Below are 10,416 nucleotides of genomic sequence, written 5' to 3' on the forward strand. Positions count from 1 at the left end.
AAAATTAAATGCGAGACGTATTTTTTTGTACACGGCGGCTATATTTTATCACTTTTTACTAATAATTATTTATTAATTGTGATTAAATATTTATTCTAGGGAAACCTAAAAAATAATTTCTACATTTTCACTGAATTTTGACGGTATCGGGTCCTCTATCAGCTGGCTCACCCGTTCACGCCATACTCCTTGCCGATGCGGCCAGCGGTGCCGTCTTTGATTTCACGTCTGGACTTAAACGAACTGGACATTTTGTCCGCTTCGTTTTTCGCGTTGGCATTTCCAGGCTGTCCGCCAATAGCCATCTTCTCCGCCTCGTACTGCACCCACCATTTAGCGCACATTTGGCGCACAAAGATATAAAAGAATGCCGCAGTCTATGACAGACTACGGCAAAACCAAACCCGTAAACCATTGATATATAAGGTTTTTTTTGATGATGTAAAAAATTATAAAAAGCAAATTTTCCAACTACGGACCAGAAGGCCGGGGGTTCGAATCCCTCAGGGCGTACCAGGAAACCCGCTGATTTCTTTGAAATCGGCGGGTTTTTTGTACTTTTTCGAGGGTTTCATTTTCTGCCCTGTGATTTGCCCCACGAACGGCCCCGCTCTCCGCTTGAAAAGGCCGGAAGAATCGGACGATTCAGGCGTTTCCGTCCGCAGCTTCAATTCCATGGAACGGCCCCTTCTCAGGTCGTGCTTTGAGGGCGGCCTTCTGTGGTCTGTCATGCGCCCGCAAGTCCCGCAGCACTGCGCCGATGTCTCCGTCAATGCAGATGGCGCGGCGCCCAAGTGCCTGCGGTGCGAAGGCCTGTCCGGTGTTGACGCAGGCATAGACTGCCTGCCGGTTCTGCAGCGTCAGATGCCAGAATGGATATTTGATGATAGAGGGGGTGTTGTACCCCACACCCAGCTCCCAATACAGCGTTTTCCCTTCTGCGTGACGCCGGAGGAACGACTCATACCGCGCTGCCGCCCGGTCCCAGCCCGCATCCTGCACGAATCTGCCGTCAGAGCGCAGGTTCATGGCCGCAGGTCTGCCGCATCTGGGACACCGGGGGATCTGTTCTGTGGGGATGCGCAATCCGCGCTGTTCCTCCAGCATCCGGCGGACGCTCTCCCGGTTGTCCCAGGTCTCACAGCAGCAGGGTTCCGCGCACTGGAACAGGCCGTAGTCCCCCTGGGTGTAAAAAAGGCGCTCTTTTTCGAACCCGGCCTTCTGGAAGCAGTGGTCCACATTGGTGGTGAGGACAAAATACTCCTTGTCCTGCACCAGCTCCAGCAAGTCCCGGTAGACCGGCTCCGGCGGGTCCAGGTAACGGTTCACCCAGATATATCGGCTCCAGTAGGCCCATCGCTCCTCCGGTGTGCGGTAGGGATAAAAGCCGCCGGTGTACATGTCGTGAAAGCCGTAGGCGGCTTCAAAGTCCCCGAAATATCGGGAAAAACGGGCCCCCGCATAGGTGAATCCGGCAGAGGCGGACAGACCGGCCCCGGCGCCGATCACAACGGCATCTGCCTCCCGGAGCGCCTGGGACAGCCGTGCCTCCGCCCGGAGCTGCGGCTGGTGCGCCGGATTTTTCAGATCTTGCAGCAGCATGCACCGCTCACCTCCTTTCAAACTCGCAGGATCCGCCCCTCTTTCCGGGGCTTGGGGGTGGGATGGGCATCGTCTGCTTTGGGATAGCCCAGGAGCAGCTGCATCACTGCATAGTAGTCCGCGGGGATCCCCCACCTCCCCAGCGTCTCCTGCCCGAAGGGATCGTCGAAGGCAGGCCACCCCTGGCCAATATAGCAGGAGCCCACGCCGAGAGCGTCTGCCGCCAGCATCATGTTCTCGGCGGCAACAGCGCAGTCCTCGGCCGCGAAGAGGAAGTTCTTCGGCCCGAACAGCGTGATCACTGTGGGTGCCCCGTAAAAGGCGTCTGTGATCCCGGGATCATCGGCGATGCTGGGCTGCTCCCTGGAGACATAGCTGGATGCTGTGGCCATCCGGGGATGGGAGTTGGCCCGCTTGATCCGTCCCAGCCGCACATTGACCGCCCGGTCCTGACTGACAACAAAGATCGGACCCTGCCGGCCGCCGGCACTGGGAGCGTACAGCCCTGCCTGCAGGATCTGCTGCAGGATCTGCTGCAGCTCCTCCTCCCGCACCTGTTCCGGTGCGAACCGGCGGATGGACCGACGGTGCAGGATCGTCTCCATAACTGCATGTTTCCGGTTTTCCATCTTTATTGCACCTCCTGTGTGTCATATGGATTTGGCAGCGTATATCGCATTTGCGGCAGCCCCCTGGAAAAAGAGCGGAATTCCGCCCGAACCTCCGTCAGGTAATAGGCTACCACCATGTCGCGGGCCTCTCCGAACTGCTCCGTTAGGATGGGACTCTCCGCAAAGCAGCGGCTGACGATGTCCTCGTCCTTTGTGAAGTTCACCCGCCCGCCCAGGCGGAGATAGGTCCTGGTCTCCGGGTCGCAGACGCAGATCTGGATATAGGGGTGGGCCTTCATTTCTTCATAGGATGTATAGAATTCCACGGTGTCGAAGTACAGCACGCCGTCCGTTTCAAACTTGAACTCGATGGGACGGATCTGCGGGTCCCCGTCCTGTCCCAGGGTGGCCGCGTACTGCAGCGGAAAGCGGTCCAGCGTCCTGACCACCACATCCAGGCCGTCCTCATAGTCCAGAGACTGAAAAAACTCCAGATTTGTCACATCCCGATGCTCCTGTTCCGTGATATACGACCAGACTGACACAAACACCAGAAGGATGCCCATCACCACCAGCAGGACTTTCTGCACGGTGAAACAGCGTGTCTGCTCCCGGTTCATCCGATCTCCTTCCAGCACTGGGGGTCGGCGGCATAGAAGCTGCCGTCCCGCCCGCTGGCCACCGCCGGGCAGCCCCGGCACCAGGGCTGCAGCTCGCACTTGGCGCACTTCTCAAACCTGGCGTAGTCCCGGTACTGCTCCATCTGACACACCCACAGGTCTGCCAGCCGGTCGCTGAACACATTGCCGACCTTGCTGTTCTGCACCCGGCGGCAGGCGTACACGTCGCCGGTGGGCAGGATGGTCAAATGGCAGTTGCCGCAGTTGCAGCCGCCGTAGATCATCCCCTCCTGCGCGTTCTCCGGGATACGGAACTCGCCCGTCTCATACTCGTACAGGGTCCACAGGTGATCCTTCTTGTTGAACCAGGTCTCACAGCCGGCGGCCTCATACGCCTTGAACTTTCTGTCACAGTCGGCCAGCAGCTGGCGGTAGCGCAGGGGCTCGATACCCACGTCCTTCTCCTCGCTGGTGGGGCAGTAGCGGGAGAAGGCGAACACATCCGCTTTGTGGGCCACCACGGTGTCGATCAGTTCCGGGATCTCGTCGATGTTAGTGCCGGAGACCGTGGTCATGACCACCGCCCGGATGCCCGCCCGCTTGAGACAGGCGATCTTCTCCAGAGTGCAGTCGAAGCTGCCGGGCTTGCGGAACCAGTCGTGGGTCTGGCGCAGGCCGTCCAGGGACAGCTGGTACTTCTCACAGCCGTACTCCTTCAGCCGCCGGCACACCTCGTCATTCAGGTGGAACGGATTGCCCAGGATGGTGAAGGGGATGTGGTGCTCCTTCATCAGTCCCAGCAGGTCCCAGAAGCTGGGGTGCAGGATGGGGTCGCCGCCGGTGATGTAGAAGTAGGGCAGGCGGTGGTAGACCTCACAGAAGTCCAGGCAGTTGTAGAAGGTGTCCTGCATCTGGGGCCAGGTCATGGCGTCCAGCTGCTTGCAGGCGTCCTCGGCAAAAATGTAGCAGTGCTTGCACCGCTGATTGCATTCATCGGTGATGTGCCACTGAAAGGCAAAGTATTCCATCTCAAGTTTCCTCCTGATCGTTTGTTCTTTGAGAAGGGGGCGCATTTCCCAAAACACGGAGCAGACTCCGTCCCTTGGGAAGTGCGCCCCCGCAGGCTGCCCCGCGGGGGGCGGGCGCTTACTGCTTGTCGCCGGCGCCGCAGGCGGTGGGCTTGGGGTCGGCGGCTCCGCAGGCCGGCGGGCTTGTCCCCGGCGCCGCAGGCGCTCCCACAGGCGGAAGACGCCTTGTCCTCAGTCTTGCGGCTCCAGCCAAACAGATTCTTCAGTGCCATGATCAGTTCCTCCTTGGATCTTGTTTTGCGGTCAGGCATCTGCCTGATCCTTGCCCACAGTATATCGGTCGGAAAAGCTCGCCACAAGTACGCACTTTTTTATGACTCAGTCACTTTTTTGTAACTTCTTGACCGGCCGGGGCCCGGATACTATAATAGATTGAAAATCGGCGGATCCATCTGAAAAGGAGGTCACCCATGCTGACAAAAGAGGAAATGCCCGCCTGTCCGGTGGCGACCACAGTAGCACTGGTCGGCAGCAAGTGGAAGCTGCTGATCCTCCGCAATCTGCTGGCCCGGCCCTGGCGGTTCAATGAGATGAAGAAAAGTCTGGATGGGATCAGTCAGAAGGTCCTCTCCGACAGACTGCGGTCCCTGGAGGAGGACGGGATCGTCACCCGGACGGTCTACCCGGAGGTCCCGCCCCGGGTGGAGTACTCCCTGAGCGAGCTGGGTGAGTCCATGCGTCCGATCATTTCCGCCATGGAACAGTGGGGGCGCGACTATCAGGAGCTGGTGCAGGGCAAAGTCCCTTCCCGTTGACCGCTCCGCAGGTCTTCCGGCAGTGCTCGACAGCGGCGTGGCCGTATGCTACAATGTCTGCAGAAGCGCCCAAGCCGCAAATGCCCTGTGCGGGGCGGAGACTTGGAAAGGAGGTCATTGGGCTTGATGGAAATCAAAAGGATCGATCCGGAAAAACGGCTGTCGTTTCAGGAGCTCATGCAGCTGTATCTATACAGCGCCATCCGTTCAGGCACCGGGAAGCTGCCGGAATACCGGTCGTGGCGGCTCACGGAGGGCCTGATCCGCGCCTTCAACCAGGAGGAGCGCAGCGTCCTCCAGAACAGACTGGACGCGCTGCTGCGGCAGGATCCCGGTCCGGTCGCCGCGCTCCGCCGCACATACGAGGCGCAGCCCTGGGAGGTCGAGAAGCCCGTGATCTGGGACGACCGCAGCAAGAGCAACTACTACATCTCCAATCTGGAGGACTCTCATCGCTTCGAGGTATATGCCGAATGGGTTTTCCGGCAGTACGGCATCGATATCGGGCTGTTCTACGGCAGGCAGCAGCAATATGAGGTCGGCGAGACGAGGGCCGGCATCGAGATCAAACACGACAAGAAGTCCCAGGAAACCGGGAATTACTACTTTGAGTACATGGAGCGCCTCACCGCCCAGGGGAGCTGGGTGGAGAGCGGCCTTTTGAAAAAGGACAACACCCGCTACTACTTCTACGGGGTGATCGGCGACTATCTGATCCTCCCCAAGGACCGCCTGATGGACTACTACCGGCGCATCGTTCTGGAAAACGATCCACCTGCCGGCTGCCGCAAGGCGGAGGCCCTGAGAGGGACGTCGAAGGGATTCCTCCTGCCCAGGGCGGAGGCCGTCAAGATCAGTCTGCCCATCGCTCAGGTCGCCCAGGCCCTGCGCAGTCAGACGTCCTGAGGTCTCTGCACACCGCCCGGAGCCGTCCGGCAAAAAATACGCCCCCGGCTGCCTGGATATCCAGGCAGCCGGGGGCGTTCTGCTGTATAGATGGGCCAGGCCACAGACGCGGACAGAGGCAAACGGCGATGCATCGTCCATCCCCTCCCTGTCGCCCTTCCGTGTGCGGCATCTGCCGTCTCCGTGATCTCATCACAGTCCGGCGCATCGATCTGCGGTATAATGGACCCACTTGATTTTGGGGGAGGCATTGTATGAATTCCGTGAAAAAGCGGCGCAGAGCCGTGGTGGATCCATCGGCCTGCGTGGCCTGCGGCTGCTGTGTGAAGGTCTGTCCGCTGCAGGCCATCGAGGTCGTCCGGGGCATCACGGCCCAGGTCCGGCAGGAGAAATGCGTGGGCTGCGGGAAGTGCGCCAGAGAGTGCCCGGCCAGCGTCATCGTGATCCGGGAGGTGGAGGCATGAGGAAGCACTGGTATGATAATCTGTGGATCGTCTCGCTCCTGTACCTTCTGCTGGGGTTCTTCAACATCCTGTTTGCCTGGCTGGGCCTGCTGTGCTTTTTCATCCCGCTCTTCATCGCCGTGGCCGGCGGGACGAAGGGCTACTGCAACCGCTACTGCGGACGGGGCCAGCTGTTCAGCCTGCTGGGCGGGCGTTTCGGGCTGTCCCGCAGGCGGGATATCCCCGGCTGGATGAAGAGCAAGGCCTTCCGATACGGCTTTCTCGTCTTTTTCTTCGCCATGTTCTTCCTGATGCTGTGGAACACCTATCTGGTGTTCGCCGGGGCGCAGGATCTGGGGCAGGCGGTCACCCTGCTGTGGACGTTCCGGCTGCCCTGGAACTGGGCCTATCACGGCACCCTGTTCCACCCCGGCGTGGCGCAGTTCGCCTTCGGCTTCTACAGCGTCATGCTGACCTCCACCGTCCTCGGTCTGATCACGATGGTGCTGTTCAAACCCCGCAGCTGGTGCGTCTACTGCCCCATGGGCACCATGACACAGCTGATCTGCCGGGCAAAAAACGGCCGTGCCTGACGGCGCCGCCCTCACGCCCTGTCGTCCTGCAGTCTCCGCAGCTTCTCCTCGTCCAGGAGCTGCACCATGCCCCGGGAGAGCCGCACCATGCCCTCGCTCTGGAAATAGCGCAGCATGCGGGTGACCACCTCCCGGTGGGAGCCCAGGTGGTTGGCGATGGTCTCATGGGTGATCTTCAGGGCACTGGTCCCCTCGATGGCGGCCTCCTCCAGCAGGAAGGCCGCCAGCCGCTTGTCCATGCTCTTCCACATGACCTGTTCCATCAGCCACATGACCTCTGAAAACCGGCTGGCCATCAGCTCGTTGGTGTAATTGGCCACCGGCGCGGACACCTCCATGAGGCTCTGGTAGACCTCCGGGGAGATGACCCAGATCTCCGTGTCCTTCTCCGCCTCGATGGTGACCTCAAACTGGATGGAGCGCATGATGCAGGACGCGGAGAGAAGGCACAGATCCCTGTCGAACAGGCGGTAGATGGTGATCTCCCGCCCCTCGTCAGAGAGGATATAGGCCCGGAGCTGTCCCGACTTCACCAGAAGGAGCCCCGTGCAGTCCGCGTTTCCGTTGTGAAGGATCGTTCCCTTCCCGACGCTCCGAAACGCCAGATTGCCGAGGATGCGCGCCTGCTGGTCCGCATCCAGCCGGTCCCAGATGGGAAAACAGTCCTGAAAGGTCATCCTATGTCCCTCCTCATCGTCTTCTCAGTATAGTGGACGGGGCTTTTGCTGTCAACCGCCCTGTCGGCGGACGGCCCCGGATCTTCTGTGATGTCATCACAGAAAAAAACAGACTTTGGGTTATACTAAGGTCAAACACAAGAAAGGAGCTGACCAGCATGGCGGCTATCAATATCAATCAGGAACAATTTCAGCAGATGACGGACAGCGGCAGACCTGTCCTGGTGGATTTCTGGGCTCCCTGGTGCGGCTACTGCCGCCGGATCGGGCCCGCGTATGAGAAGGTCGCGGACGAATACGGCGACCAGCTCACCGTTGCAAAGATCAACATCGACGAGGAGGCCGCGCTGGCCGAGGCGGAGCAGATCGAGGTGATCCCCACCCTGGTCCTGTACCGGGACGGAAAGGCCGTGGACTCCATCGTCAACCCCGAATCCAAAGCAGCCATCGAGCAATTCATCCGGGAGGCCCTGGCAAAGTGAGGAGGCAGGACCCATGAGCAGCACACATGTCTTCGATATGATCGTGGTGGGCGGCGGGCCGGCCGGCTACACGGCGGCGCTCTATGCGGCCAGAGCCGGACTGGATACCCTGGTGCTGGAGAAGCTGTCGGCCGGCGGCCAGATGGCCCTGACGGAGGAGATCGACAACTATCCCGGCTATGAGGACGGGATCGACGGCTTCACTCTGGCGGAGAAGATGCAGCGGCAGGCCGAGCGGTTCGGCGCGCGGACAGAATACGCACAGGTGGAGCGCATGGACCTCACCGCGGAGCCCAAGGTGCTGGAGACCAGCGAGGGGCCGTTTGCCGCCAGGACCGTGGTCCTTGCCACGGGGGGCGGCCCCAGGGAGCTGGGCCTTGCCGGCGAGAAGGCCCTGGTGGGCCGTGGCGTGGCCTACTGCGCCGCCTGTGACGGGATGCGCTACAAGGGCAGGACCGTCGTCGTGGTGGGCGGGGGAAATTCCGCCGCTGCCGACGCGCTGCTGCTGAGCCGAATCGCCGAAAAGGTGATCCTGGTGCACCGCAGGGACCAGCTGCGGGCCACAAAGGTCTATCACGCGCCGTTGATGCAGGCGGAAAACGTGGAGTTCCGCTGGAACAGCACCGTCACCGAGCTGCTGCCCGAGGGGAAGCTGACCGGCGTCCGGCTGAAGGATGTGCACACCGGCGCGGAATCCATCCTCCCCTGCGACGGGCTCTTCATCAGCGTGGGCAGAAAGCCGGCCACGGAGCTGGTGCGCGGCCAACTGGAGCTGGATGCCGGCGGCTATGTGGCGGCCGGCGAGACCACTGAGACCAGTCTCCCCGGCGTCTACGCCGCGGGCGATGTGCGGACGAAGCCCCTGCGCCAGGTGGTGACGGCTGTGGCCGACGGCGCCATGGCGGTCCATATGGCGGAGGAATACCTGGCAGGAGGCGCCCCCGCAGCGCGGTCCCCGGCCGGTACATGAAGGAGCGGGCACCCGTGTCCCGGGTCCGTGCCTGCCGGAAGGGGATTCCCCGCTGTTTCAGGACCCCGTCGGATGTGAGATCCGAATCCAAAACAGCTGCCCGGAGGATCTGGACCTTCAGATCCTCCGGGCAGCTTTCTGCACTCACGCTTTACGGGAGCGACGCGGCGATCCGCTCCAGCCCCCTTCCCAGGCCGTCAGATCCCGCGCAGCGGCTGGGGCGGGCGTTGACCGCGCGGTCCAGCAGGGGCTGGTCCGGCCGTTCCGTGTCCAGGCACAAGTCCAATGCCAGCACATCCTCCCAGGCCCGGTTGAGAAAGGCCACCTCCCGGCGCCCATGGGTGCGGGTGAGGGATGCCGGCCCCGCCAGCTGCAGATAGCCGCTGATCTGCTCCGCGCCGAATCCCACGGCGGTGAGGCTCTCTGTCAGCCCCATCCGGAACAGTCCGGGAAGGTCCGCCCACTGGAGGGGCGCCACATCATAGCGGACAAACGTGTACCGGCTGTGGCTGTGGACCGCCAGCAGGCACCGGCGGCCCCGCAGGCTGATGACATGGAGGTCCCAGCAAAAGCGCCGGTCCGTCTCTGTGCCGTAGTCCGGCGGCTTGCGCCTCAGGAACCGCTGGAGGGGAAAGGTCAGTCCCAGCTCCATCACTTCACCTCATGGGGGATCGTGATCTTCTCCACCCGGAGCGTTCCGTCCTCCGCCTCAGCCATCATCAGAGTGATCTCCTGGCGGAACCGGCGCGGGCCGCAGGAGCCGGGATTCAGCCAGAGGCGGCCGTCCCGCTCCTCTTCCGCATATTTGTGGGAGTGCCCGAACACCACCGCGTCAACTCCGGAGAGGTCCGCCGGGACCTCCTTCCGGTTGTGGACCACGCAGAAGGTCACGCCGCCCAGGGTGACGGTGAGATCGTGGGGAATGGTCTCCGCCCACTCCTTGTCGTTGTTGCCCCGGACCACATACAGCGGCGCATACTGCCGCAGCTGGTCCACGATGCTCTGCCGGTTGATGTCTCCGCCGTGGAGGATGGCGTCTGCGCTTTTCAGAAGCTCCGCCACCTCCGGCCGCAGCAGGCCGTGGGTGTCGGAGAGAATGGCCAGTCTCACGGTTCTCCCTCCCTCAGATCAGGATTCCCTCGCAGTGGTCGATCTCATGCTGGATGATCTGTGCGGTCCAGCCGGTAAAGGTCTTCTGCCGCTCCTGAAATTTTTCGTTCTGCCAGCGGACCTTGATGGACCTCCACCGTTTAGCCGGACGGACGCCGTCGAGGGACAGGCATCCCTCCTCCGCCTGATAGGGCCCGGACTTCCGGATAATCTCCGGGTTGAACATGACCGTATAGGCACCCGCGTCCTCAAAGGCGATGATGCGCCTGTTCACACCGATCATGTTGGCGGCCATCCCCACGCAGCCGTCCCTGTGGTGTTCCAGCGTCTCCAGCAGGTCCGCCGCCGTTTGCAGATCCTCCGGTCCGGCGGTCTCCGCCCGCCTGGCCAGGAACGTCTCATCTCTGCAGATCTCTCGGATCATCATCTGTCCTCCTCGTGCTGACGGATCGCTGCCGCGCCGGTGTCCGGCGCACCGGCCCGGATCCGGCTGCAGACTGCGGCAAAAGACGCTTGGTGCCGTTCTGACAGGCGCCTTCCGCCGCTTTTCTCTGTATTA

The 10,416-nt window shown here is 61.5% G+C and carries 17 protein-coding genes; 6 read left to right on the forward strand and 11 right to left on the reverse strand.

Annotated features, from left to right (window positions below; genetic code table 11):
• Window positions 1-167 precede the first annotated feature (167 nt).
• The 7 genes from H9X91_RS06470 to acgA form a co-directional block, all read right to left on the reverse strand.
• Window positions 168-305, reverse strand: coding sequence for a hypothetical protein (locus H9X91_RS06470; protein ID WP_204803682.1), 138 nt, complete (start codon window positions 303-305; stop codon window positions 168-170).
• A 198-nt stretch (window positions 306-503) separates the two neighbouring features.
• The gene (locus H9X91_RS06475; RefSeq protein WP_204803684.1) at window positions 504-677 is read right to left on the reverse strand and encodes a hypothetical protein; all 174 of its coding nucleotides are present in this window, start codon (window positions 675-677) and stop codon (window positions 504-506) included.
• Window positions 646-1,602, reverse strand: coding sequence for an SIR2 family NAD-dependent protein deacylase (locus H9X91_RS06480; RefSeq protein WP_243414460.1), 957 nt, complete (start codon window positions 1,600-1,602; stop codon window positions 646-648). Before H9X91_RS06480 ends, H9X91_RS06475 begins: the two co-directional genes overlap by 32 nt.
• A 17-nt stretch (window positions 1,603-1,619) precedes the next feature.
• Complete coding sequence (locus H9X91_RS06485) at window positions 1,620-2,231, reverse strand: nitroreductase family protein (RefSeq protein WP_204803686.1); 612 nt, start codon at window positions 2,229-2,231, stop codon at window positions 1,620-1,622.
• Between the two features lie 2 nt (window positions 2,232-2,233).
• Window positions 2,234-2,833: a pyridoxamine 5'-phosphate oxidase family protein gene (locus tag H9X91_RS06490; RefSeq protein WP_243414461.1), complete on the reverse strand. Its 600-nt coding sequence runs from the start codon at window positions 2,831-2,833 to the stop codon at window positions 2,234-2,236.
• Window positions 2,830-3,861, reverse strand: a complete 1,032-nt coding sequence (acgM, locus tag H9X91_RS06495) for a radical SAM/SPASM domain protein, ACGX system (protein ID WP_204803689.1) — start codon at window positions 3,859-3,861, stop codon at window positions 2,830-2,832. Before acgM ends, H9X91_RS06490 begins: the two co-directional genes overlap by 4 nt.
• Entirely contained in the window at window positions 3,756-4,172 is a 417-nt protein-coding gene (gene acgA / locus H9X91_RS14795; RefSeq protein WP_420850732.1) for an ACGX-repeat peptide, read from the reverse strand. Before acgA ends, acgM begins: the two co-directional genes overlap by 106 nt.
• 159 nt (window positions 4,173-4,331) lie before the next feature.
• Here acgA and H9X91_RS06505 point away from each other — a divergent pair, with 159 nt between their 5' ends.
• From H9X91_RS06505 to H9X91_RS06520, 4 genes are all read left to right on the forward strand, one after another.
• Complete coding sequence (locus H9X91_RS06505; RefSeq protein ID WP_204803691.1) at window positions 4,332-4,676, forward strand: winged helix-turn-helix transcriptional regulator; 345 nt, start codon at window positions 4,332-4,334, stop codon at window positions 4,674-4,676.
• Between the two features lie 123 nt (window positions 4,677-4,799).
• Window positions 4,800-5,582, forward strand: coding sequence for a hypothetical protein (locus H9X91_RS06510; RefSeq protein ID WP_204803692.1), 783 nt, complete (start codon window positions 4,800-4,802; stop codon window positions 5,580-5,582).
• 254 nt (window positions 5,583-5,836) lie between these two features.
• On the forward strand, window positions 5,837-6,046 hold the full coding sequence (locus tag H9X91_RS06515; RefSeq protein WP_204803694.1) for an ATP-binding protein: 210 nt from the start codon (window positions 5,837-5,839) through the stop codon (window positions 6,044-6,046).
• Entirely contained in the window at window positions 6,043-6,618 is a 576-nt protein-coding gene (locus H9X91_RS06520; protein ID WP_204803696.1) for a 4Fe-4S binding protein, read from the forward strand. Before H9X91_RS06515 ends, H9X91_RS06520 begins: the two co-directional genes overlap by 4 nt.
• Window positions 6,619-6,629: 11 nt before the next feature.
• Here H9X91_RS06520 and H9X91_RS06525 read toward each other — a convergent pair whose 3' ends face one another.
• A complete protein-coding gene (locus tag H9X91_RS06525) occupies window positions 6,630-7,295 on the reverse strand; it encodes a Crp/Fnr family transcriptional regulator (protein ID WP_204803698.1) in 666 nt (221 codons plus the stop codon).
• Between the two features lie 158 nt (window positions 7,296-7,453).
• Between H9X91_RS06525 and trxA the strand changes: the two genes are divergently transcribed.
• A complete protein-coding gene (gene trxA, locus H9X91_RS06530) occupies window positions 7,454-7,777 on the forward strand; it encodes a thioredoxin (RefSeq protein WP_204803700.1) in 324 nt (107 codons plus the stop codon).
• 13 nt (window positions 7,778-7,790) lie between these two features.
• Entirely contained in the window at window positions 7,791-8,747 is a 957-nt protein-coding gene (trxB, locus tag H9X91_RS06535; protein ID WP_204803702.1) for a thioredoxin-disulfide reductase, read from the forward strand.
• 151 nt (window positions 8,748-8,898) lie between these two features.
• On the opposite strand, the gene H9X91_RS06540 is transcribed toward trxB, so the two are convergent.
• The 3 genes from H9X91_RS06540 to H9X91_RS06550 are packed head-to-tail and all read right to left on the reverse strand — an operon-like array spanning window position 8,899 to window position 10,281.
• Window positions 8,899-9,399 (reverse strand): DUF6933 domain-containing protein, encoded by a 501-nt coding sequence (locus H9X91_RS06540; RefSeq protein ID WP_204803705.1) that lies wholly within the window; start codon window positions 9,397-9,399, stop codon window positions 8,899-8,901.
• The gene (locus H9X91_RS06545) at window positions 9,399-9,857 is read right to left on the reverse strand and encodes a YfcE family phosphodiesterase (RefSeq protein ID WP_204803707.1); all 459 of its coding nucleotides are present in this window, start codon (window positions 9,855-9,857) and stop codon (window positions 9,399-9,401) included. The genes H9X91_RS06540 and H9X91_RS06545 overlap by 1 nt, the downstream gene beginning before the upstream one ends.
• A gap of 13 nt (window positions 9,858-9,870) precedes the next feature.
• Window positions 9,871-10,281, reverse strand: coding sequence for a peptide deformylase (locus H9X91_RS06550; protein ID WP_204803709.1), 411 nt, complete (start codon window positions 10,279-10,281; stop codon window positions 9,871-9,873).
• Between the last annotated feature and the right edge of the window lie 135 nt (window positions 10,282-10,416).

Origin of the sequence: Oscillibacter valericigenes, from assembly GCF_016902445.1 — a bacterium.
Classification (GTDB): Bacteria; Bacillota; Clostridia; order Oscillospirales; family Oscillospiraceae; genus Oscillibacter; species Oscillibacter avistercoris.

Excerpts from the sequence above, each read along its gene's own strand:
- H9X91_RS06525 (WP_204803698.1), bottom strand. The coding sequence starts at position 7,295 with ATGACCTTTCAGGACTGTTTTCCCATCTGGGACCGGCTGGATGCGGAC.
- H9X91_RS06505 (WP_204803691.1), top strand. The coding sequence starts at position 4,332 with ATGCTGACAAAAGAGGAAATGCCCGCCTGTCCGGTGGCGACCACAGTA.
- H9X91_RS06515 (WP_204803694.1), top strand. The coding sequence starts at position 5,837 with ATGAATTCCGTGAAAAAGCGGCGCAGAGCCGTGGTGGATCCATCGGCC.
- H9X91_RS06520 (WP_204803696.1), top strand. The coding sequence starts at position 6,043 with ATGAGGAAGCACTGGTATGATAATCTGTGGATCGTCTCGCTCCTGTAC.
- H9X91_RS06485 (WP_204803686.1), bottom strand. The coding sequence starts at position 2,231 with ATGGAAAACCGGAAACATGCAGTTATGGAGACGATCCTGCACCGTCGG.
- H9X91_RS06470 (WP_204803682.1), bottom strand. The coding sequence starts at position 305 with ATGGCTATTGGCGGACAGCCTGGAAATGCCAACGCGAAAAACGAAGCG.
- H9X91_RS06490 (WP_243414461.1), bottom strand. The coding sequence starts at position 2,833 with ATGAACCGGGAGCAGACACGCTGTTTCACCGTGCAGAAAGTCCTGCTG.
- H9X91_RS06480 (WP_243414460.1), bottom strand. The coding sequence starts at position 1,602 with ATGCTGCTGCAAGATCTGAAAAATCCGGCGCACCAGCCGCAGCTCCGG.
- trxA (WP_204803700.1), top strand. The coding sequence starts at position 7,454 with ATGGCGGCTATCAATATCAATCAGGAACAATTTCAGCAGATGACGGAC.
- acgM (WP_204803689.1), bottom strand. The coding sequence starts at position 3,861 with ATGGAATACTTTGCCTTTCAGTGGCACATCACCGATGAATGCAATCAG.
- H9X91_RS06475 (WP_204803684.1), bottom strand. The coding sequence starts at position 677 with ATGGAATTGAAGCTGCGGACGGAAACGCCTGAATCGTCCGATTCTTCC.
- acgA (WP_420850732.1), bottom strand. The coding sequence starts at position 4,172 with ATGCCTGACCGCAAAACAAGATCCAAGGAGGAACTGATCATGGCACTG.
- trxB (WP_204803702.1), top strand. The coding sequence starts at position 7,791 with ATGAGCAGCACACATGTCTTCGATATGATCGTGGTGGGCGGCGGGCCG.
- H9X91_RS06550 (WP_204803709.1), bottom strand. The coding sequence starts at position 10,281 with ATGATCCGAGAGATCTGCAGAGATGAGACGTTCCTGGCCAGGCGGGCG.
- H9X91_RS06540 (WP_204803705.1), bottom strand. The coding sequence starts at position 9,399 with ATGGAGCTGGGACTGACCTTTCCCCTCCAGCGGTTCCTGAGGCGCAAG.